Origin of the sequence: Enterobacter sp. 04-C-12-SI-ECC, from assembly GCF_047530715.1 — a bacterium.
GTDB classification, from domain to species: domain Bacteria; phylum Pseudomonadota; class Gammaproteobacteria; order Enterobacterales; family Enterobacteriaceae; genus Enterobacter; species Enterobacter bugandensis.
The window spans coordinates 151,620-174,060 of the sequence record NZ_JBLKDI010000006.1 but is presented as its reverse complement, the minus strand read 5'-3'; the positions used below and the strand labels follow the sequence as shown (position 1 = coordinate 174,060).

Here is a 22,441-nt window from a genome sequence, read left to right as displayed (position 1 = left end):
CAATGTCGGTTACTGTAACAGTTGAAAAAGTAGGGGCGGCATTTGCATTGATCAAATGCCACCATAGGCCTGAAGCAGAATATGAATTTACTGGTGAGTTTCTCGGGCTTTCACACGAGCTGAAGTTTGCAGGGAAGAATTTACGAGAACTGAGAGAAACTGGCTGTTCTATTTATGGAATTTATCAGGATGAATACGGCATGACCTTACTTCCTGATCATCCCGGCATTAAACTGGCCGAAATACTAGCGGTATCAAATATAGGACTGAATAAATTTTCGGTTTACATGGGATGTCGCGAGCAAGAGATAGTTGAATTGTTGAACGGTTCAGTTTCACTGACGAAAGCTATGGCACTCCGGTTATCGCATGTAGTCGGTGGAAGTTGGTCGAAGTGGATGTTAATTCAAGAGCAGTTTGAATTACAGTTGGCACAACGAGAGATTAAAGAATTAATGATTTTGACTAATATCGGGGATGAGGTCGTTGGATTATAGTAAAACAACCATCTTTAACTGATGGGTTTGGCCTTTCCATCCATAAGAAAGGCCATTTCTGTAAAAAAATAAATTACCAGCGACTGCAGCCGAAGCTACGGTCGCCATCTCCGTATACTTTTGTATCAAGTTTAGCCAGGTAGTCAAGACGATTCAGTAATTTATTGTATTCTCCTTCAAAGTTAAAATCATTGACGTCTAATATATAACGACAATTTTCAGGGTAGTGAACCAATCCCGGATAATCATCCAGTTCCAATCCCAGTGCGCTATACCATGCTCTTACAATCATCATCCTTAAATTGCTTTCGGCCTCATAATCACCTAAATGGTAATAAGCATCTTTGTTAAAAAAAAGACCAATATGAAAATGACATTTCCCCTCTTCGGAAAACTCCCTTACCCAAACATGACGAACACGATTTGGATAAATTCGTTTACCGTTAGCTGCTCTGGCTTTCTCATTGGCCTCCAGCATTGCATTTAACGCATTACGGAAACGGGATATAGCACCAGGCTCTAGATTAGGAAAACAGCAAACAGTGTCACCTCTGTCTAAAATGGGTGGATAATGAACATCAACACGTAACGCCATTGTTCTGGGGAATTCACTGATAGCATCATTGACGACTCGTTCAATATGTTTTTTATAGGCGAGCACATGCTCACCATGGGAACCATGATATAATTCCATGCTTCGATCCTGTTGTTAGCCCTACGGCTTATGATAGCCGTATACAGTAAAATGATCAGACATAGCTGAATGTCTGTGGTTAGTTATATTAATTAACTATTAATAGTAATGACTGTTGTATAATACCTTTCCAACAATAAAACTTGTTATCAACCCATTACCCATGCAGTAAAATACTTAAAAAGCAACTCTGCAATTATAATCACCCAAAGATGCCATTATCCCAGTGTCTTTTTACCGTGGAAATACTTATTCCTAAGATCTTTGCCACCTTGGATTGAGAGTAATGCTTAGCCTTCTCACTCTGAATTAAATGGTAATATTTACTTCCTTCAGGCCTTCCTAGAATTTTCTTTGATTTTGCTTTGTTAGTAGGCATCTTTTACCCTCATCAAGCTATTAGGTACTAACTCCATACTGTCGAGATGTATGCAACTAAGTGGTTATGCTTAACATTGGTATCAGAAAGTATGGTTTACTTCACCGTTAAAGGGGTTAATAATGATGGCATCTCCTCCTTTCATCGCCTTTTGAGGTGTATCGCCTTCGGCAATCACCGGGACCATTACCGCTAGATCATTTGTGTAATAAATTGGTATCCAGCAATAGCATGATTGTTTATGGTGGATTTTATTTCTTTTCAATACCTCTTCAATTCCAAATGTAATAAGTTCAAAGATTGGCATAATCACAATGCTGCTCAAATCAAAAAAACAACCATCGTAAACTGTTTCCTTTATCAGTATGATATTTGACAACCCTCCTGCAATTAGATGTTTGTGGTTCACGCGCCGATCTGTGTAAATAAAAATTGCTTTTTTTACATTGAAGCTTTTTATAATGTATGTGAGCTTTTCATGAATTAATTTTTTTTCACTCTTCCCCATCTTATCATGAGATATTTTGTGTGCATAAAAATTCTGGTCGATAACCTCGTTCCGGTGTCGAATGTGAGTGTTCCAGACGGAATGAAAAAACTCTTCGTAAGTTAATTTTGGCTCCCCCCGTGCTATTGACGGGGCCTTCTCTTCAAAAATACAGCCTAATGTTGACTCCAAAATTTGAGCTATATGATATTGCGATGTTATTTTATTCAATGCTGGGACTGTGGCGTTTAATAAAAATGATATCACCTCTGACCTGGAGTATCCTTTTGCATTGCTATAGTCGTCAATTGCATCAATAGTAGAACTATTGTTTACGCTGAAAGTGATGCGTTTTTTCATATGTGACCTTGAATTTTGTTAATGTGAGATGTGATAAATAGTATTAATCTCCCCCCATTGTTAATGGAAGGTTTGTATTAACTAACCCGGCTATTCTTTAGAATAGCCGGGGGAGGCCTCTATTAGTTACTATATACTGAGAAGGTTAATAGGTATCTATCAATGTCTTTACGTGACCAATAGTGTCGGTTTTTAATTTTCTTCGGTCGCGGTAAACCATTAGGCAGTTTGTCTTTGCAAAGCCAAGCTCGAATAGTTTGTACTTCATAGCCAATAATATTAGCTAACTCGCGGGTAGAAATTAGTTGTGACTGAGAGGGTTTTTGATGTTTGATATCGCTCATTTCATCACCCCAACATTTGATATGTGGGCAAATAAGACGATAATTGTTTTTAACAGAGATGAAAGAATGAAATGAAAAGGGGTGAATATGGGGTCTCTATCGGGATCGGGGTCGCTACTACTACCATCCGATGAAGATGATGATGAGTTTTTTGATGACGTTGTTGAACTTCGGCGTGAGCGGGAAGTATTCCCCTTTGGTGGAAAAGGGCATGTTATAGTATTGACTACATTCCTAATAGCAACTAAAAGTTTTGAAACACGGTGCCAAAGAGGTAGTATTCGGTCAGTACTACTATTATTAAAACGCTGAATTGTTGTTTCCCAAAAATTAGAACTTTTGTTTTTAGTCGGATGTAAACCCCATCTCGCTCTGATTTCCGCACTTCGGTCTTCTCTTGATACAGTTATTGGGTTAGTCACTGTAGTTAATCTCCTGCTTAGTGAGTGAATGTAGTTAGCAGTAATAAAAGATAACTGAAAAAAAATTTCTGTCAACACATGTGATTTTATGTAAGTTGTTGATATTTGATAAAATCAACGCTTATCAACGTTGTTTTTTATTTTTGCTTCTTCTAAGATCCATAATTCAACTTTTTCATGCCATTTTCTTAGCAAATCTAATGGACGGCGGCGATAGTGCTTTTCAGCAAGAGCGCTAGGCTTATGGCCCATAATCTGCGCAACAATACCTGTTGGTACTTCGACCCATTCAGCGAGGGTCCCAAAACTACGGCGCAATCCGTGCAAGCTGATATGTGGTAACTCCGCGCGAGTTAATGCTCTATTATGTGCTGAACGCGGTTCAATAATTTTGCCACTTTTGCTGTTACTTCTGAAAACCCAATTCTCCTCGTTTGTACCACGATTGGGGATCTCCATCAGTGAGCGTAACAAGTCAGAAACATAGGGAGTGAGGGGGATAATTCGCTCGCCTTCGATCTTGTCTTTAATTCTCATGCTTGACCATTTGAAATCTATGTCAGACCAGCGAAGTGAGGAAATTTCTTCACGCCGTGCACCGGTGAGCAAAAGCACTTGGAGATAGGCTGATGCAATGGGATTATTGAGGCTACGCACGGCACTGAACCAGCTTTTGAGCTGTTCTTTTTGTAAGCAATCTCCCGCTTTGCTCGCTGATATTGGAACCATTTTTCTCACGTTATGATCTTGTGCAAGATCGCCATCGATTATTCCCTGATATTTTTTCTGGTAATTAGCCCATTTGATGAATGCACGCAACAGACGGTAGGCATGAGCAGTGACGGTAGGCCGATTTTGTCTCTCTGTACTTAGCCATTCGGCAATGTTCTCTGGTGTTAGTTCTGATAATGGTCGGTCGAGCAGGCTAGCCAGTGGCCCAGGTGAGGTTGGGCCCCGGCCTCTTTTTTTACTTTCGCCTCCACGACTGGACAAGTTAACGTGATCGGCAATGTAGCGTGCAGAGTAGGGGCGTTTAGTTTTTGCGCTGATTCCGGTTCTCAATTCATCAAGATAATCTTCCCAAGCGCTTGAAAAGGTTGCCTTCGTTTTACGAGATTCAGCCTGCTGTGATTCCGCTTCAGCAATTTTTTCCGCCTTAGCTATACGCGGATCTATCCCAGTATCGATTAATGTTTGCAGTCGCCTGGCTTCGGCCCTCGCATCATCAATCCTCCAATCGTTAATGTTGCCAATGGTCATGCGAAGGGTTTTTCCCGCATACAGGCTTTGGAATACAAAGGCTTTTGCTCCACGAGTTGCTCGACATGCCAAGCTTGTTACGTCCGTATCCCAAAGGAAAACTTGGTTTTTCCCTTCAGGTAAAGTAAATCTTCGAATTCGTTCGAAGGTTAGTTTTTGTCTTGAAAGCGCCATTTTTAGGGTTCCTGTTGGGGATTACGGTTTACAGTAATGTAACGGCTGGTGTAAGTAAATTGAAAGGATAAACATCAACACTCATCAATTTACATCAACAGGTTTTTTGTTTTAATATTATGATTTAAAATGATAAATTTGTGATTTCTGATGGTTGTTCAAGCAGTTAAAATATAAAAACTTCGCATTCGTAATGCGAAGGTCGTAGGTTCGACTCCTATTATCGGCACCATTTCAAACTCTTCTCAAGTCTACCGAAATCAACTTAAAGCCCGTATAATGCGGTTTCTAGCCCGTATCTTATCTCCTGTTATCAACTGGACTCAACCGGAATCAAGTTACAGTTGGGGGCATAAGTGGGGGCATTCTGTGTTCGGTCCAGGGAGATGCCCCCAATGAAGCTAAATGCACGGCAGGTAGACGCCGCTAAACCCAGAGAGAAGGCCTACAAGCTGGCAGATGGTGCTGGCTTGTATCTTGAGGTTGTTCCCTCTGGTTCCAGATATTGGCGGATGAAGTATCGCTTCAATGGAAAAGAGAAGCGTATGGCTTTTGGTGTCTATCCAGCAGTGTCCCTTGCACAAGCGAGGGCACTACGAGATGAAGCCAAGAAAAAACTGGCCGAGGGTATCGATCCATCGTTTGCTAAGAAAGAAGAAAAGTTGGTTCGCGATGTCCAGCTCAATAATACGTTTCAGGCAGTGGCGCTTGAATGGCACGGAACGAAGGTGAGCCGATGGTCAGAAGGGTATGCTTCTGACATTATCGAAGCCTTCAATAAAGATATTTTCCCCTATATCGGCCAGCAGCCGGTGAATGATATCAAACCTTTGGTTCTGCTGAATGTGCTACGTCGAATGGAAAACCGTGGCGCGACAGAGAAGGCCAAGAAGGTTCGCCAGCGCTGCAGCGAAGTTTTTCGTTACGCCATCGTCACCGGTCGTGCGGAATACAATCCTGCAGCGGATCTAACCAGCGCGATGTCAGGGCATGAATCGAAGCATTATCCCTTCCTTACTGTTGAGGAGTTACCAGACTTCTTTAAAGCTCTCGCAGGCTATACAGGAAGCCCGTTAGTTGTTCTTGCAGCACGTCTGCTGATTCTTACGGGAGTACGCACCGGTGAGCTCCGAGGTGCTTTCTGGAGTGAGTTTGATCTTGAAAAAGCGGTGTGGGAAATTCCTGCCGAACGAATGAAAATGAAGCGGCCCCATCTTGTGCCTCTCTCTACCCAAGCGCTGGAAATCGTACAGCAACTCAAAGTTATGTCAGGGCAATATCCGCTGGTGTTCCCAGGGCGTAATGATCCCCGCAAGTCGATGAGCGAAGCGAGTATTAATCAGGTATTCAAACGGATTGGGTATACGGGGAAGGTAACGGGGCATGGTTTCCGTCACACGATGAGTACGATTTTGCACGAGGAAGGGTTCAATACGGCATGGATCGAAACCCAGCTTGCGCATGTTGATAAGAACGCGATTCGAGGGACGTATAACCATGCGTTGTATCTAGAAGGGCGAAGGGAGATGATGCAGTGGTATGCAGATTTCATCGGTCAAGTAGGCAAATTCCAGCTAACCCCTAGCTTATGCAGCTATTAGCTTGATTGCTTGATAGAGTGGTAAGGGGCAAGTAGAGCCTCTTCTCATCGAAGAGGCTGAACCAACGTGAGTTTATTTTTTGCCTTCGAAGTTAATGCTTTACGCAAATTTTTTGTTGTACCGTAGGATGTGAAGATCTGCGGAGGTTAGAGATGAAAATCATGCTATGTTAGTCACTGAGGAGTGAGTCAAAATGTTATAACTTTTTCAAAGAGGCGTTGTATCGTGAAAGTTGTCTTTAATGTTAATGGTAAAAAAGTCCCGCTCGAATCTCTGCAATATATAAGTAAAGCAAATCAACTTGAAGTTATGCGGAATTGGTTTTTTGAAAATTTCGAAGATCCCGCAAACTCTTGTCCGTATGAATCCCGTGAAGGCGGATATGCTTACATTTATGGTGGCCCATACGAAGCAAGTGAAGAGTTGCAAGCGATGTTTGAAGGGTACGTGAAATTTGATTATATCCAAGAACTAGTTAATGATTTACAAGAACAGTGCTACGAGTGGTCAGGTAATTCAAATAATATTAATGATTGGTACGACGAAGACTTGTACGATGCTGTTACATCTTCCGAACAACCCTTTTCTAAGTTCGTTGAAAGCATTGATGGAATAAAAATGCTGGCTAAAGGCGAATTTAAAGATAAGCAAAAAGAACATCTGCTTAGCATCTTATACATTAACGTCATTACAGCTTTGGAAACTCTTTATGTTGAGTTGTTTATTAACTCCATAGATAAAAATGACTCATACCTTAAAGATTTCATAGAAAAAGGTAAGACGGAATTTAAGGTAAGTAAAGAAATATTGGCTTTGCCATTCAAAGGAGAATCTATTGAAAACATGAGGGCGGAATTGATTAAAGCAATCAAAGAACATCTGATTAGTGCAAGTTGGCATAGTACAAACAAAGTTGTAGGTCGTTATAAAGCTACATTTGATATTAATGTACATAAAGAGTGGCCAATAGATGCGATAGAAATAGCTACACAAAAGCGTAATCATTTAGTCCATCGTGGCGGAAAAGATAAAGAAGGTAATTCGGTAGTGATCACCGAACAAGATTTAGAAATGTTGCTGGATCACGCACAAGCTCTTGGAGAAAAATTGTTTGATAGCCTTGGTGTGGCATTACAGAAAAAAGATGAGAGTGAATTTTGAGTCTCGAGGTCGGTTAATACTGCTACCGATAACGAGCAAGCAACTGATACTCGGCAGGCAGTGCCTGCCTGAGGATTACTTTTTACTTCCAAATTGAATGCCGAGAAGTTTATTCTCTGCTTTATCACCACGAAGAGTAAGGACAATTTTTGATTTCAGTTCTAACATTTCGATTTCAGATAAAGTTGTTTCCATAGCATTAAAGTTTTCAGTATTTAAAGATGCTATATATTGCTTTCCGCTTCGTTTTAATGACTGATTGACAAAAGAGAACCATCTTGCGCGAACACCTGGATCTATATCGGCAAAAAGACGATTATCATGCCATAGCATATCCATGGCATGGTTTTCGCCACATGTAAATACTAACCAGTCAAAGCATAATATCCTAGCATCATTGATCCCATCCGAATCATCACCCTCGATTTGGATGCTTAGATCATAACGGATTTTGTTGTCACCAGTATTAACATCTAAAACTATTCCTGCTGGTACCCTCGGGTACATTATTTCTGCGAGTTCAGCAAAAATTTTATCATATTCTGAAAGAGGATTTGTAGAAGCATAGTTCACCGCTAATCTGTCTTGTTCAACTTTTCTTTCTCTTAGATTTTGAGCTTTCTTTTGAAGGTTAATAGAGAAATTTAAATAATCATGCAGCCTTTCTTTTTCTTCTTTAAATTCAGCCAGTTGTCTCGCTATGACTGCGTATTCATCAAATGCTTTCTTGCCTTGCAGGGATTCCAAATATGAATCACGTAATGCCGAAATATCATTAATGTCAATTTTAAGAGATTCAATTTCTAACAAAAGTTTTATTTTATCATTTTCAAGTCTTTTCTTTCTGTTAAAAGATAATGATTTGTGAAAATTTTCAACTGACTCAAAATGGGCCAATGTTTCTGGCTTGAAAATCTCTTGTAAGCCATTGTACAGTTCAAGAAGATCTTCTCTTGAAATATCAGGGTGTGATAATAAAGTTTTTTCTATATTACTAACTTTAAATTCAGCTATATTTTTATTTTTTTCAACTTCTCGTAATTTTATAGTTAAACTGTTTGTTTCATTCTCAATAGCTCTGTATTGCTCGTGAACTTGAAATGTATTAAGTTCATCTTGCAGTCTTGGGATCTCTCTTTCTAGCCATTCATAGCGTACTTTAGGTTGAGAGCCTGCTCTAAACATGTCTTTAAGAATATCATCGTCTTGCCAATTTTTTAGGGATTGACTTACTTTATCCAGTTCTTGCTTATTATTTCTTTTGGATAATATTAAATTATGATCTATGCCGAGAAGAAATGCGGTGCGAAGCAATGCTTCAAAGTCTTGCTCCTTTTTTGTCCTAGTTGGACTGATGCAGTCATCTCTGGTATATCGCGAAAAACGCTTAAATAAAGATCTAAATGATAAATACGGAATGTTATTCTCAAGATTAAATATCCCTATTTTGTCTAATAGATCTTTAAATGCTTTTAGAGATATTGTTTTGTCATTTAATAATAATTTTTTCCCATTTCCCGTTCTAGATATTAAGTATTCAACTCCATTATGAGAAAAAAGTAACGAGAACCACCAATCTGGAACTGCTGAAGTTAATTTTTTATCAGCATTAGCGCCTAAGCAATGTTGAACGAGGCCGAGAATAAGTGTCTTGCCGACTCCGTTACTACTGCCTTCTTTTTCTTTAGAGCTATCACCAATAATCAACGTTAGCCCTGTGTCATTGAAATGCACTGGATGAAAGGTTGGCTGATCGCAAGTTAAGCGAATTAACTTCATTTAACTTTCCTTATTTTGTAATTTGTCATCAATGCTGCATATTGGCATTATTCTGTTTTCGTTATCTAGCATTATTTGTTTGATGCAAAAAAGAATGTCTACGGCAAGCATAAATTGTGTAAAAGAGGGCGTGATTATCGTTGATTTATTTTTTCGCTCTACTTTTGTCCATAGTTCTTCTATGGATACCGGTCCATCAATTAACGAACGGGTGTATCCTGCAATCGCAATTAGGGAGTTACTAAACCTAACATGCTTATGTGGCAGAAGCATTGCTTGGATGTTCATAAGCATCACATGTCTCAAAATATTTAGCTAAAATTAACTCTGCTGCAAATCGATAACTCGCGACCGCACTTGTGGTAACTTGAGGGGGAAGGAGTTTATCTATCATCCAAGTGTATCTTAAATCTGCATAATTGTGGTTATCTTCAGTTATCGCCAATTTGCTTTTTGCATAAGTTTCTTTAACTTCTTGAGCTATAGTTTGTTCAAGACCGCTATCAACAGAATCTAAAAATTCATTTATCAAATATAGTTGATAACTAAAAGATTCCAGCCTGCTCTTTATTGGTTTTGTAATACCATTTATTTTTATTTTATCTTCGAAGTCCGGGGCGGTTTCACTTAAAAAATTTATGGGTGAAGAAGATTTTTGTGCTAAAAAAGTCAACACTTCGCCAACAGCTCGACTATCTGTAAAATCCAAATCAACCTCAGGAATGAAACCTACAATATCTTGCTTTTCACCCTCAGATAATGACATAAATTTTTGAAGGAGCTCCATCCCGCCCATTGCACCTGCGTGATTAAGACTTTTACTGATTGCAAGCGAATTTAATGAAAGTCCAACAGGTGCTGGAATACCCTTAAAATAATCATTCATTACAAAAGTATATTTTGATACTTTCCCCCATTTGGCGACTAATTTATCAAAGTCGCCAATCGATTTATTAACAGCTTCTAGCTCTTTGGTTTGATTTGAAGGTTTAGGCCCATAAACTTGGAAGTAATGAGCTTCATGAGCAATCCACCCATCATTCCCGCCATCTCCCCAGTTTCCCCAAGGGGAAACAGCTTGAAAGCCAGGAGTTGCGTATTGCATAACCTTCGAAAAGAGCGCCTGAAAACTGTCTCCCATACATTCGTGTACTTTTAACCGAAAGAACTGTCTGTAGAGGTAATCTTGCTGTGTCGAACTCATTTTCCTCTCATCCATGATGAACACTCTTAGTGATAATATCCTCTCATTCATTGTTGTAAACCTATGATTAGCAAAATTGGAGATGATTTCACTTTGCACGGCGCTGGAACAGTCGCAGCCTAAGATCTCTCGTCATCTGGCGATGCTTCGGGAAAGTGGCCTATTGCTGGATCGCAAGCAGGGCAAGTGGGTTCACTACCGCTTATCTCCGCATATTTCTTCTTGGGCTGCTCAGGTAATTGAGCAGGCTTGGTTAAGCCAACAGGACGACGTACAGGCCATCGCCCGTAAGCTGGCATCAGCAAACTGCTCGGGTAGCAGTAAGGCTGTTTGTATTTAAAAAATTTGCCTGTACATATGTGTTTATTCAAATGTGAGGTATTAGAATGAAAGCGTTAATGGTATTTGAACTGGCATATGCTGCTATAAAGATAGCGTTCCATCGACCCGTTGAACTCACAGTTCTAATGACTCTTCACATTAAGGCTTTTTAATCACTTCAACATTAACGCTCGTGGTGCCATTCTCACGGCTTATCTGCCCGCTCACCCGCACCAGATCCTGCGCATCGAAGTGCTGCCCGTTCCAGACTTTCTGCGGAATACGAACTTTGATGGTTCCGGTTGGATCGCGGAAGGTGTACCACTCTTCCTGCTGCTGGCTGATGACATTGCCTTCCAGCGTGATCCACGCCCCTTCGTGCATTGACGACACGGCCTGAATGCGGCTTTGACTGTTTTCCTGCTGAACCTTATGACCGGCATACATGCGCTCAGTGGCGACTGGATCTTTCTCTGCGGAGAAACCGCCTTGCGCTGCCAGGGCTGGAATGGCGATGGATGAAGCGAGCAATACGCCGGTGACGTTGACGAACTGGCGACGAATATGACTGAAGTATTGTTTTTGCATAGCAGGTTCCATTTATGATTTCACATCCTCCCAGGGGGGATAACTTAATCATAAATGAGCGTCTATAAAAGCTCAATTGCTATCCCCTGCGGGGGGATAAAAATGTGACAGGCTTCAGAGATAAAAAAACCCACCGGTCGGTGGGTTCAGGCATGTGGCTTTTACAAGAGAAAATCAGCGGGTAACGCCGATCCAGCCATGGTAGCCCATGTAAATGCCGACAAGGGCAATCAGTACGCTTGAGAAGTATGGGGCTCGGCGTGCCAGAGTATCCAGACCGCTCCAGCGTTTGGTTGCCTGGCGAACGCTAAACGCCGCCGCTGCACCCACAGAAACCAGCGTAATCGCCAGGCCGATACTGAAACACAGTACCAGTGCAGCGCCGAGCGTAAATTCCTTCACCTGGATGCACAGCAGCAGAACGGTGATGGCCGCCGGGCAAGGAATGAGTCCACCGGTTAGCCCAAACAGGATAATCTGCCCTGTGGTTACGCTGCGATTGGCAAAACGTTTTTTGATGTCGTTAGCATGGGCTTTTTCGTGAGCGTCCTGGTATTCGCGGGAATTAACATCCAGCCCCTCCAGCGCGGAGTGGTCATGGTCGTGACCGTGCTCATGCTCGCGAAACTCCACATCATAATCGTGTACATGCCCACGATGGCCTAAAGACAGGCGCACATCGAAACTGTGTGGCTCAGGGATTGCCAGGACTGATTCCATAAACCCGTCTTTTTCAACGAAGTCGAAAACCTGAGAATACGTTCCAGTCCCCCGCCTTGTGGCCACAGAGATATTGCTGGCTTCCCATTTCCTGCCGCTGAGTGTGCGTAAACGCCAGTGAGGCGGTTGCCCTTCCTCGAAAATAGAGAGTTCAACGCTGCCGTGGCCGGTATCGATTATGCGGGTTTCGTCATGTTCGTGATGGCCGTGGCCATGTTCCTCTTCCTGCTCCATTTTCCACAGTTTTTCACCGCGCCAGGTGCGCCAGAACATCCATGCCGCCGTGACAAGAATGATGATGGCTGAAATCAGCTGGAACCAGGGTTCAGCGGACTCGGCGGTGAATTTCTGACTGATGTACATCCCGCCCATAGCAATGAGCCAGACCACAGACGTATGAGAAATGGTCGCGGCAAGCCCCAGTAATACGGCTTGTTTCACCGTTCCCCTGATAGCCACAATAAACGCGGCCATCATCGTTTTGGAGTGTCCCGGCTCCAGTCCGTGAAGCGCACCCAGCAGGATCGCACTGGGGATGAACAGCCAGGCATTCGCCACGCCTTGCTGTAAAAGAGCAGAAAAATCAGTCATGTTTCGCTTGCCTTAAAGATATTTAGTTATCTCTTTAAATTCGCTAAGCGTGTTATCAGACTCACTGTGGTCGGCATGAAGGGCGTCCTCCAGGCAGTGATCCAGATGGTCATGAATTAAGGTACGCTTCGCATTCGTTATCGCCTTTTCCACTGCGTGCAGTTGCTGGGCGATATCCAGACAGGCTCTTTCATCTTCGAGCATCTGGATGGTACTTTTCAGGTGCCCTGCGGCACGTTTAAGTCTTTTAATAATGTCAGGGTGTGATGCGTGAACGGTCATGATTTATCCTCTCCAGGTGGAGGGGATAAGATAATGTGTATCAACGCCAGGGTCACACTTTTTATCGGCTTATCCTCTCCTGATTCTTTGTCTTTTTGGGTTAATTACTTATCTTTCTTCGGCCATGACGGATGTTCATCGTCGATGACGAAATCATGCTCATGGGTTGTGTCTGAATCGGTATGACGGTGAATCTGAGCGTAAGCTTCATGCTCAGGACGCCAGATCAGTACGGCGGCAAGCAGCGACAGCACGGCCACAATAGTCAGGGCGACAAACGAAGCCTGTGTTCCCCATGTGGCACCTACCCACCCGGCCAGCGGATAAGTGACCAGCCAGCAGGAATGCGACAGTGCAAACTGGGCAGCAAACAGCGCAGGTCTGTCTTCAGCCGTTGATGAGCGGCGCAGCAGGCGACCACTTGGCGTCTGAGAAAGCGAATAGCCCACACCCAGCAGCGCCCACAGCACAACCAGCGTGACGTAATCCTTCAGGAAAATACCCAGCCCAAGTCCAATCACTAAAAGCGCGGTCCCCACAAGCATCGGCATGCGGTCGCTCATTTTGTCGAGGAGTTTTGGGAGAACCAGCGCCGACACCATGGAACCCACACCGAAGAAGGCCAGAGCAATGGCGGTAGATCGCTGTGAGAAACCAAAATCAGCCTGAACCAGAACAACGGTGTTGACGATAACCATCGCGCTCGCCGCTGCTACGGCCATGTTGAGTGCCAGCAGGCCACGCAGTCTTGGTGTTTTCAGGAAGATACGCATGCCTCGCGTCGTTTTGTCATAGATGCTGCGTTTAACCGTTAACGCTTTCATCTTTGGTAATGTGACGGAAACAACCAAAGCCGCAGAGGCGAGGAACCCGACCGCCGTCCCGGCAAACAGATTGTGGAAGCTCATGACCGTCAGCAGCGCCGCCGCCAGCATTGGGCTGATAACGCTTTCCAGATCGTAGGCCAGACGCGACAAAGACAGCGCCCGCGTATATTCGCGTTCGTCAGGAAGAATATCCGGGATAGTTGCCTGGAAGGTTGGCGTGAACGCCGCCGAGGCAGACTGAAGTACGAAGATCAGAATATAGATTTCCCAGATCTGGGTGACGAACGGCAGCGCAATAGCCACCAGAGCGCGAACCAGATCCAACGTCACCAGCATAGTGCGACGCGGGAATTTGTCGGCAAAGGCTGCCGCCACCGGCGCAACCAGAATATAGGCGCTCATCTTGATCGCCAGCGCGGTACCCAGCACAGCACCGGCCCTGTCTCCGGCGAGATCATAAGCTAACAGACCCAGCGCGACGGTCGCCAGACCGGTGCCGATAAGGGCGATAACCTGTGCCATAAACAGGTGGCGATAGGTACGATTAGATAGAATATTGAGCATCAGGAATTCTCTTGGCTTAAATTTATATCCCCCTGGGGGGGATATTGAAAGCATAGAGCGACCTGAAAAAAATGACAAGCATTATCCTGGTGGGGAGGATAGGAAGTTGACCAATCATCTGATATTTAGAATAAAAAAAGCTTCAGGTATCCCAGCGTTATACCTGAAGCAGCATAAAGAGTGTCGAAGGTGTTATCACCGCTTCCTTGCGAAGCCCCTTCTGACGAGAAAGGTGTTAACTCAGAAGTCCCAGGCAGGTTTTCAGACTCAGCCGCGTGGCTTCAACATCGCTATGGACGATGGTGCACCAGTCATCACGGTTAGCCCGAACGTCGTCCAGCCAGCTATTCAGCGCCTGATTGAAGGCCATGGTTTTCTCGCGCTGAGGCCAGCTCATCTGGTTAGCGCTGTAAATATCCTGACCGGGCTGTGGCATCTGTACGGTTTGCTGCGTCGACATCCGGGAGGTCACCGACCAGGTATCAGAGTTGCCATCCCAGGAAGGCATCACCGGGAAGCCCGCGCCGCGCAGGGCGATATCCCAGGTGGCATCAAACAGGCAGGTTTTCCCGTTTAACTCAAAAGTTACTGTGTCATGAAATCCCTGGGTTTGCGGCAAAATAGCCAGTATTTCCGGAGGAACGGGTAAATCAGCCCAGTCAAACTGCACCAGTTTTCTCTTCGCCGTAATCCCACCGGCAACCAGCAATCGTTCGGCCGCGGCGGCTTTATGACGACAGTCGCCAAAACCCTGCTCAAACAGACTCATGCTTTGGTTATTCCATGACCCAAGCTGATAGGGCACGCGCCTGACCAGTTCAAAAATGGCTCTCCGCAGTTCCGTTGAGCCCGGCTGAAGCCCGAGCGACTGCAAAATCCAGCCCGGCGTTATCGTCTCCTTAGCAGTGCGGCGAGCAATAATTCTTTGCCATGTATCACTGACTTTTTCGGCCAGAGAGGCTGCCAGGGTTTCCCCCGGCAGTAATGTTGTCATCAGCAACGCTCCTGTGGTGGTGAGAAAATGTCTGCGCGTCAACATATCGGGCGTTACACCTCCACGCTGCGACGAAGTGCCGACATAACCAGTGATTCACAGACCACTTCATCGTCCTGTTCCCGGTTTACGCCGGGGAAAACCATTTGACTCACTGGGGATGAACGAAGCCGGTGATAACGGGCAATCGCGCCATTCATTCCGCCCATTTGCTTACGTCTGACCAGCCGCAGTCCGTGCTCCCACGCGACTTCATCCATCGCGCTCGCCAGAACAGGATCATGGTTGAAGATTAAGACGCCATCCCCTTTCAGCAGACGGGCTGCGCTGCGAAGGAACGTTGTGTAGTCCTGCTCGAAATAGGCTGCGGCCTGGGAATAAATAATATCGACCCCACCGGCCTGAACGCCGCGATTTTCCAGTGCGCAGAGACCGGCTGCCGTCACGTAGGGATGCTCAGTCACCCCCTTTGGCAGCGATTCGTGCCATGGCGTGAGATTGGTGAAATGCAGGAATGCACTCTCCCCAAGCTGCTCCCTGAAACTCTGGGCAAGCCCGGAAATCGTCGCCTGATGGCTGGTCGCTTCTTCAGCACGAAAACCTGCCCAGGCAGCACCAATTTCAAGGAAGGTGACGGTACCGTTTTTGTGGTGAATATTTTTCGCATGGTGGGCAATGTCGAACCCAATTTCTCGCGCCAGACGAAAAGAACCACCGCTGGAGGTCCAGGGACCATCGAAACCAAAAGCAAGAATAGCTTTCAGCATCGAACCCGTTTCTTTGTGCATCATTTTCAGGAACGGAATGACCTTACGCCGCGAAGGAACAGGGACGTTCGGACGCAGTTTTTTGGCCTGGAGATCGCGATTCACGCCCATGCACAGTGTCTGCCAGTGCAGAGGGTTAATGCGATAATTAAGTTCAGTAAAATTACGCGCAATCTCACGACGCGCCTGTATGGAGTCTGTGTACATAGCTTCTCCGCTAAATCTGAAGTTGGTAAACGCCAGGCAGCAAACTGCTACCGGCAACAGCGATCAGATCTTGCGGGTGCTTGGAGGGCGGTAAATTATGTCCGTAGCCTTAACCGGGCTGCGAAGATCGGCGAGCGGCAACCATCTGTCTGCTATAGGAGAGAGGGTGATCTCCACAGAGGGCGGCTGCTGAGGGGTTTCATGGAAATGGTCTGTCTGATGATGGCCTGCGTGACCAGACTGAGGGATATCCGAGTCGTGGGAGTGATCCTGCACTGTCATGGTGACTTCTGCATCATGCAGATTCATCTCGTAACCTGTCAGGCCGTTGGTACCGTGTGACGCAAACGTGCCCATCGACGACATCATCATGCCAACGGCCATGATGACAATCATCAGAATATAACGGGGTGAACGTTTAAACATCAGGTACATCGCTGAGTGCTTCTCTCAATGGACAGTGACAACGGTTTAAAAATATTAGCATCCCCCTGGGGGGGATGTAAGAGGCTGGAGTGTAAAGTCTTGTATTGCCGAAGTGTGTAAAAAGGCCCGCATAATGCGGGCCTGATTAATCAGATTACGCGCTTAATGCTCTGGTATTCGCCATTGGTATCAAGCTGGATAGTAATCGTTTGTGAACCACGATTTCGCCAGAACCAGCCGTGCTTACCGTCAAAGGCGGCCTGCAACACACCATCCCTTGAGGTTATCTGCCGGTCCTTACCATAGCCGTGGTAAAACCCTTTCGGTGCGTTAACCGGATCGCCGTGTGCATCCACGTTGACAGGTCCAGAGCTTGTCCACTGGTAAGTCACCCGGGCATCCTTACGCATTTCCATCTTAACTTCAGCCGCCTCATTCGGTTTCAGAGTAATTAACAGCTGATTGCGCTGAGAACCGGCAGTTGGGGCTTCTGGCGCACGAGTTGTCGCCGGAACGCTCAGCTCCGGATAGTTGTTTTGCGTGATTGTCGGCGGGTTATCCGGCACCGGACGTTCATTCACCGGAGTGGTTGACTGTCCCCACTGGCTCGTACTCGCCTGTTTGTCCGTGGCGGCTTCCTCCGCCAGCTGCGTTTTGATTTCGCCCATCTGTTTAAGGCCCAGCAGACGGCCAACGCCCGTTGGATCGATACCGTATTCTGAAGGCATCACGATGGTTATCAGCAGCGTCAAAGCGACGATAGCCGCCAGAATAGTGGACTGCATCAGCTTCATCGCAGACGGCAGCTCTGCGCGGGTCGGTAAATCGGTGTTATACATTCTCTTTTCTCCCTCAGGCTAAAATGTAGCCACAAATCTGGTAACTCATTAACAGGAAACCGGCGCTCATCATCACTACGTTGGCGGTGTAGGCATGGCGGAAAAAGCTCGCCGTCTGCCGCCAGTAACTCATGATGATAAGGATGGCGCTCAGCGCCAGAAGCTGACCTATCTCGACCCCGACATTGAAGGCAATCAGGTTGACGAAAAGGCCATCGGGGGAAATTTCGAACTCCTTGATTTTGGTCGCCAGGCCAAAGCCATGGAAGAAACCAAAGATAAGCGTAGCCATCTTCGTATTAGGCTGAAAGCCAAACCAGCGCTGGAATGCGCCAAGGTTATCAAGGGCTTTGTAGACCACGGACAGTCCGATAATGGCATCAATGAGATAGGCGCTGACGCTGATATCAAAGAACGTACCAATAAGCAGCGTCGTGGAGTGCCCGATAGCAAACAGGCTGACGTACAGCCCGATATCACGCATTTTGTAGAGAAAGAAAATCACGCCGAACAGAAATAGCAGATGATCGTAGCCGGTGACCATGTGCTTCGCGCCAAGGTAGATAAACGGGATGATGTTAATCCCGGTGATTTCCTGAATGTACCCTTTGTCGCCTTCGGCTACGCCATGTGCGGCCGCACCCTGGCTGTAGAAAAGCAATAACAATAAGAAAAACAGACAAGCCGAACGCGCCTGAGTCGAAAACAGGCCACCGCTCAACCGGCCTTGTAAATTAAGGCAGGTGTTCATACAAAATCCTTACAGTTTGAATAATAACGAATTAACAGCAGTTATTACGCAGACAGGGATCTCGGAGGGCGTTCGGGGGTGGCCTGTGGCATTCGCAGAATTTGTTCTGAACTCAGTGCAAACGTCGCGCGCATACCTGCGTTCCAGGCCTGCAAGGCAGTCAGAGTGAAGAGCTTGTTCAGATCGTGGGAATGATCGGCATTGAGGTGATGCACATTACCGTGCGAGTGGAACAGTAGCGGATCGTGTTCATTCAGCGGCTCATCGCTGTCGTGCTGATGCTCACTGACAGACGTTGTATCCTGAACGTTATACATAGCCTGTGGTTTTGCCATAAGCGAACTGCTCAGCACGGCAACAGCCATGATGATAAGCACGATTCTGGAAATGACTTCACGGCTAAAAAACACAGTCAACGACATCCTGGTGATACAAGGTAACAACGTGCGTAATGTATCTGTTTTGCTGACCGCATTTCAATAGGTCTTTTGGAGCCGGATGTTGTTTTAATAATTACTTGGCATAACTTCCGCTTTTTGGCGTCAAGCAATCGATACAGCTCTTACACATCAGTTGCATAGATCCAGTCAGCACATTGAGGACATATCTTCTCTCCATGCCAACAAACATGGCACCAGCAGCATCGCCATTGCCTTATCTTCGTGTTGGTAGGTCGAATGGGCTTTTCCGAAGTTGGGATGATTTTTAGCGAGGTTTGCTCTGGTGCTGTTTGTAGCTTGTTAAATCGACATGTTTTGAGCCGAGCAACATTGTTGATATGTCCCGGTAGGTGCACAAACGTTTTTGTAGATGTCAGTGGATCAACTTGAACGCCGATCTGCAGTTTGCAGTAAATACAATACATTGAATCAAAATCAACCTGTTGAACAGATTCTGGTGTAACCCATTCGCCCTTTGCGGTGACGGCATGAGTGGCTAAAACGAAGTAATTCATCATGAACTCCGGAGAAAAATAAAAAAGCCAGCATGGTTAGCTGGCTTTGTGTTTGGTTGAGAGATGTGGCTGGCGGTAACACCCTGACCAGCCCCTGTTCGATCAAGACTGGCTACAGCCAAATGACCGTTCCTCATTGCTGTATACTTTCGTACGTTCCTTTGCCAGATAGCTAAGGCGGTACATTAAACCGTTATATGACTCAGAGTAGGCTGGAGGATTATTGATATTCAGGTGATAACAGGGATTATCAGGGAAGTGAATCAGCGTTAAATATTCAGTAGCTAAAGGTAGCTTTAAAGCGCTCAACCATGCAGCCTGAATCATAGAGGCCACGTTATAATCATTCCCCGTATAATCACCGAGACCGAGAAAGGCATCCTTATTGAGGAATAACACCACATGCCAGTGTGGTTTATCACTTTTATCTTTATCAATTTCTTTAACCCAGGCGTAGCGTAAATGGCACGGATAGACTCTCATGCCATTTTTACTTTTGTTCTTCAGGAATATCTGTATACGGGCATCAAGTGCTTCAATAAAACGGGACATGAGTCCTTTATTCATATCGATGATGCAAGAAATGCTATCACCGGTATCTTTATAATTGGGTACATGAAGGTCAACACGAATGGCTGTTGTTCTTGGATGTTCACGCACAGCGTTATGAATGACATTCGACAATCGATGTAAGTAATGAGTGTTGAATGGTGCATGGTTCATATTGAGTGTATAGATATTATTCATTGTTTCTTTTCTCAGAATGAAGAGCATCATTGCTGATGCCATAATGTTTTAAAGGATGGGAGTGATATCACTTCAGATTGTTAGAGTGTAGATGCCATGTTTAACTGATAAACGTATCGGACATATATCACTGATGTGATATTAATGAAGTTTATGTGGTAATTATTGTTGCTTATTTTAGTGTGATACTTGGTGTTGATGTTTATATTACGCATGTATAGCAGGTATGTACTGATGAGTATATATTACCATACCAACACAACTGGTGTATTAAACGACCGCTGAATTCCAGGAGATATTCACATTCTATATTTAGAATTCACTCCGAAGTTAGCTGGTTTTTCATAAGGAAAGGGCTTACTTGTTTTCCTCATTAAAGATTACAATAGAACCAGAACGCGATAATTTAATCCTCTCCTCGATCCACTCTTTTACTTCACTTTCAATCCAGCGGGAGCTGCGACCAAACTTCACCGGCTTTGGAAACTTACCTTCATGCACCAGCTTATAAAACCATTTATCAGATAACCCTGTCAGTTCAGTAATGAACTGCATGCTAACGAATTTATCTTCGTGAATATTAATAGTGCTCATGACATGTTTCCGTAATTTATCAGGAGGACACCGGTCGGCATCCTTTCATGTCATTGGTCGCGTATGTACGATTTTACATTCCCAGTGATCTGGGCAGCATTTGAAAAGCTGCAACCTTTTACTGCAGATGCTCAGAAGTCACCCTGTCGTCACACTTTGATAAACTGGAAGCAGAAATCCATGCTGAAATCACATCCATAAATATGGTAAAAGCCCTGACGTTACGAGACTTACAGGCCAGTCATGTACTACATTTTTTACTACATAAAAAACTACGTTTATAGCTATGAAAATAACTAGTTTTCACTCTTCTTTTTTGACTATTTTTATACCTGACCTTATGATGATTGAAATTTAATCGAAACGTATTACAGGACGTAACTTGTGGAAAATTCACTGCACAGTGCAATAATAAATAACAGGAGGGCCATGAGATTATTCTTGTGGTATCTATCTGATCAGGATCTGGCCATACTGACCAATAAACTGGCATCAACTAAAAACATTTACAATGCAGATGACATATTTGGCAGTAATATTGAAATCGCTGAAGAGGCAATTAATCAGGCTGTGCGACTGATAAAAGATAATGAGGTTAAGAGGATCTACACAATAGATTTTAATGAGTTTAAATCACTCCAGATACCCGCATCTGAATTTTCTTGGGTAAAAAAATCACCTGATGCTTGCTACTTCACATGGCTGTTTATCAAAAGCCAGATACACGATTCATTCAAATTGCTTGAGTTGGACGTTTTTATAGTTGGTAGAATAAGGAACCAACGCTATCCCAATATACATGATTCCCTTTACAATAAACTGGAACTGGATGCTTACCCTGTCGATAATAAAGAGCGTCTATCAGTTATAGAGGATTTTTTTGACCGTGCACCTGCGACCCTTAAAGCCAGGCTCGATCTGATGCGCCAGATTCGTAACAAGTGGGAGGAAATTTATCCTTCGAGTATAAATTTCCCTCTTTCACCAAAAAGCAAGAAAAAATGCGACTGGGCATGGAAATACATTCAGAAAGATAGAAGTCGAATGAATACCCGGAGAAAAGACCGTGAGGGGCATTATACAGGAGAAACCAATCCGGCACCTTTTACTAACAGCAGTATGCTGTCCATGCTGAGGCCGTCAGGCTCCTTTGAAAAATACATGGCTGTTAAGTTTTATTTTTTGTTCATTTATTTGTTTTTAAAAGATGAACTATTTATGCAACGTTTTAAAAAGGCATGGCAGGTACATCAGTACAGAGCAACTTCTGATACCAGAGAAAGAAAAGCATCTTTGCGTGCCCGGATAAAGAATAAAACATCCGCGCCCAATCCCGTTTCTGAACCATTTACAGTCACAACACTTACCGAGCTTGCTACTATCAGTAACATGTCCTTCATACCGGAAATACAGTCCTATAGCCAATATGCTCCGGTCAATGAAATAACGGAAAAGGAAGAAAAGGACTGTCAAACTCATAATGCAACGGTACTGCACGCCTCTCCTACTGATAATTCCAGCGATGGCCAGGTTACGCATATTTCCATTGGGGAAGCTCTGAAACGTATGGGGAAATTACCTCGCAGTGATGAACACTCAGCACCGATGCCAGATAAAAATCCGGGCTCAACCTCAAAAAAAATCTGGACGAGGTTGCAAAAAGCGATGATGGAAGGTGACAAGGACGAAGACTGAGCATCCCCGCGTTCTGACGCATCCCATTTTTTTTCAGACCTGTATTACCACGGTGAGATCATTCCGGACAGATTCTGGAGTGTCTCACCGCATTGATCTGCAACACCGATCGATACTTCAAATAATGATAGTCACTACCTATCGATAGTGAATTATTGATCGTTATTTGCATAGATAATAACGATCAATTCCTGGTAACTGATCAGTAATA

22 protein-coding genes and 2 pseudogenes are annotated in these 22,441 nt (G+C 44.5%); 5 read left to right on the top strand and 19 right to left on the bottom strand.

Going from position 1 to position 22,441, the window contains the following annotated elements; translation table 11 throughout:
* Nucleotides 1–2 precede the first annotated feature (2 nt).
* Nucleotides 3–497, top strand: coding sequence for a helix-turn-helix transcriptional regulator (locus ACMWL8_RS11535; protein WP_006809979.1), 495 nt, complete (start codon nt 3–5; stop codon nt 495–497).
* Nucleotides 498–570: 73 nt separating this feature from the next.
* On the opposite strand, the gene ACMWL8_RS11530 is transcribed toward ACMWL8_RS11535, so the two are convergent.
* The 3 genes and pseudogenes from ACMWL8_RS11530 to ACMWL8_RS11520 all read right to left on the bottom strand — a co-directional run bounded on the left by ACMWL8_RS11530 (nt 571) and on the right by ACMWL8_RS11520 (nt 4,692).
* Entirely contained in the window at nt 571–1,191 is a 621-nt protein-coding gene (locus tag ACMWL8_RS11530; RefSeq protein WP_023305544.1) for an inovirus Gp2 family protein, read from the bottom strand.
* Between the two features lie 461 nt (nt 1,192–1,652).
* On the bottom strand, nt 1,653–2,417 hold the full coding sequence (locus tag ACMWL8_RS11525) for a hypothetical protein (protein WP_023305546.1): 765 nt from the start codon (nt 2,415–2,417) through the stop codon (nt 1,653–1,655).
* Between the two features lie 880 nt (nt 2,418–3,297).
* Nucleotides 3,298–4,692, bottom strand: a pseudogene (locus tag ACMWL8_RS11520) (tyrosine-type recombinase/integrase).
* A 320-nt stretch (nt 4,693–5,012) separates the two neighbouring features.
* On the opposite strand from ACMWL8_RS11520, the gene ACMWL8_RS11515 reads away from it, so the two are divergent.
* Both ACMWL8_RS11515 and ACMWL8_RS11510 read left to right on the top strand, forming a co-directional pair.
* Nucleotides 5,013–6,218 carry a tyrosine-type recombinase/integrase gene (locus ACMWL8_RS11515; RefSeq protein ID WP_023303126.1) on the top strand — a complete coding sequence of 402 codons (1,206 nt, stop codon included), beginning with the start codon at nt 5,013–5,015 and terminating at the stop codon, nt 6,216–6,218.
* Between the two features lie 225 nt (nt 6,219–6,443).
* On the top strand, nt 6,444–7,379 hold the full coding sequence (locus ACMWL8_RS11510) for a hypothetical protein (protein WP_023303127.1): 936 nt from the start codon (nt 6,444–6,446) through the stop codon (nt 7,377–7,379).
* A 75-nt stretch (nt 7,380–7,454) separates the two neighbouring features.
* Here the strand turns inward: ACMWL8_RS11510 and ACMWL8_RS11505 are convergent, their stop codons facing one another.
* The 3 genes from ACMWL8_RS11505 to ACMWL8_RS11495 are packed head-to-tail and all read right to left on the bottom strand — an operon-like array spanning nt 7,455 to nt 10,362.
* Nucleotides 7,455–9,158, bottom strand: a complete 1,704-nt coding sequence (locus ACMWL8_RS11505) for a DUF2326 domain-containing protein (RefSeq protein ID WP_414751586.1) — start codon at nt 9,156–9,158, stop codon at nt 7,455–7,457.
* On the bottom strand, nt 9,159–9,431 hold the full coding sequence (locus ACMWL8_RS11500; protein WP_350029641.1) for an ABC-three component system middle component 6: 273 nt from the start codon (nt 9,429–9,431) through the stop codon (nt 9,159–9,161).
* Nucleotides 9,415–10,362, bottom strand: coding sequence for an ABC-three component system protein (locus tag ACMWL8_RS11495; RefSeq protein WP_032649950.1), 948 nt, complete (start codon nt 10,360–10,362; stop codon nt 9,415–9,417). Before ACMWL8_RS11495 ends, ACMWL8_RS11500 begins: the two co-directional genes overlap by 17 nt.
* An 85-nt stretch (nt 10,363–10,447) precedes the next feature.
* Between ACMWL8_RS11495 and arsR the strand changes: the two are divergent.
* Nucleotides 10,448–10,702 (top strand): annotated as a pseudogene (arsR, locus tag ACMWL8_RS11490) (As(III)-sensing metalloregulatory transcriptional repressor ArsR); the annotation flags it as partial.
* Nucleotides 10,703–10,842: 140 nt separating this feature from the next.
* Here the strand turns inward: arsR and ACMWL8_RS11485 are convergent.
* From ACMWL8_RS11485 to ACMWL8_RS11425, 13 genes are all read right to left on the bottom strand, one after another.
* Complete coding sequence (locus tag ACMWL8_RS11485) at nt 10,843–11,283, bottom strand: YgiW/YdeI family stress tolerance OB fold protein (protein WP_135702047.1); 441 nt, start codon at nt 11,281–11,283, stop codon at nt 10,843–10,845.
* A gap of 162 nt (nt 11,284–11,445) precedes the next feature.
* A complete protein-coding gene (locus tag ACMWL8_RS11480) occupies nt 11,446–12,582 on the bottom strand; it encodes a nickel/cobalt efflux protein RcnA (RefSeq protein ID WP_023303132.1) in 1,137 nt (378 codons plus the stop codon).
* A gap of 12 nt (nt 12,583–12,594) precedes the next feature.
* Nucleotides 12,595–12,864 (bottom strand): metal-sensing transcriptional repressor, encoded by a 270-nt coding sequence (locus ACMWL8_RS11475; RefSeq protein WP_023303133.1) that lies wholly within the window; start codon nt 12,862–12,864, stop codon nt 12,595–12,597.
* 104 nt (nt 12,865–12,968) lie between these two features.
* Entirely contained in the window at nt 12,969–14,255 is a 1,287-nt protein-coding gene (nirA, locus tag ACMWL8_RS11470; RefSeq protein ID WP_023303134.1) for an MFS transporter, read from the bottom strand.
* 235 nt (nt 14,256–14,490) lie between these two features.
* The gene (locus tag ACMWL8_RS11465; RefSeq protein WP_023303135.1) at nt 14,491–15,249 is read right to left on the bottom strand and encodes a hypothetical protein; all 759 of its coding nucleotides are present in this window, start codon (nt 15,247–15,249) and stop codon (nt 14,491–14,493) included.
* Nucleotides 15,250–15,302: 53 nt separating this feature from the next.
* Nucleotides 15,303–16,223, bottom strand: a complete 921-nt coding sequence (locus ACMWL8_RS11460) for a hypothetical protein (protein WP_023303136.1) — start codon at nt 16,221–16,223, stop codon at nt 15,303–15,305.
* A gap of 63 nt (nt 16,224–16,286) precedes the next feature.
* Nucleotides 16,287–16,658, bottom strand: a complete 372-nt coding sequence (locus ACMWL8_RS11455) for a hypothetical protein (RefSeq protein ID WP_023303137.1) — start codon at nt 16,656–16,658, stop codon at nt 16,287–16,289.
* 140 nt (nt 16,659–16,798) lie between these two features.
* Entirely contained in the window at nt 16,799–17,488 is a 690-nt protein-coding gene (locus ACMWL8_RS11450; RefSeq protein WP_023303138.1) for a hypothetical protein, read from the bottom strand.
* Between the two features lie 13 nt (nt 17,489–17,501).
* Nucleotides 17,502–18,239, bottom strand: a complete 738-nt coding sequence (locus ACMWL8_RS11445) for a HupE/UreJ family protein (protein ID WP_023303139.1) — start codon at nt 18,237–18,239, stop codon at nt 17,502–17,504.
* 44 nt (nt 18,240–18,283) lie between these two features.
* Entirely contained in the window at nt 18,284–18,661 is a 378-nt protein-coding gene (locus ACMWL8_RS11440; RefSeq protein ID WP_223259293.1) for a hypothetical protein, read from the bottom strand.
* Between the two features lie 140 nt (nt 18,662–18,801).
* On the bottom strand, nt 18,802–19,197 hold the full coding sequence (locus tag ACMWL8_RS11435; RefSeq protein ID WP_080297790.1) for a putative zinc ribbon protein: 396 nt from the start codon (nt 19,195–19,197) through the stop codon (nt 18,802–18,804).
* Between the two features lie 99 nt (nt 19,198–19,296).
* Nucleotides 19,297–19,941, bottom strand: a complete 645-nt coding sequence (locus ACMWL8_RS11430) for an inovirus Gp2 family protein (protein ID WP_023303141.1) — start codon at nt 19,939–19,941, stop codon at nt 19,297–19,299.
* 357 nt (nt 19,942–20,298) lie between these two features.
* Nucleotides 20,299–20,535, bottom strand: coding sequence for a helix-turn-helix transcriptional regulator (locus ACMWL8_RS11425; protein ID WP_023303142.1), 237 nt, complete (start codon nt 20,533–20,535; stop codon nt 20,299–20,301).
* Between the two features lie 429 nt (nt 20,536–20,964).
* Between ACMWL8_RS11425 and ACMWL8_RS11420 the strand changes: the two genes are divergently transcribed.
* Nucleotides 20,965–22,230 (top strand): hypothetical protein, encoded by a 1,266-nt coding sequence (locus ACMWL8_RS11420; RefSeq protein ID WP_023303143.1) that lies wholly within the window; start codon nt 20,965–20,967, stop codon nt 22,228–22,230.
* Nucleotides 22,231–22,441: the final 211 nt, after the last annotated feature.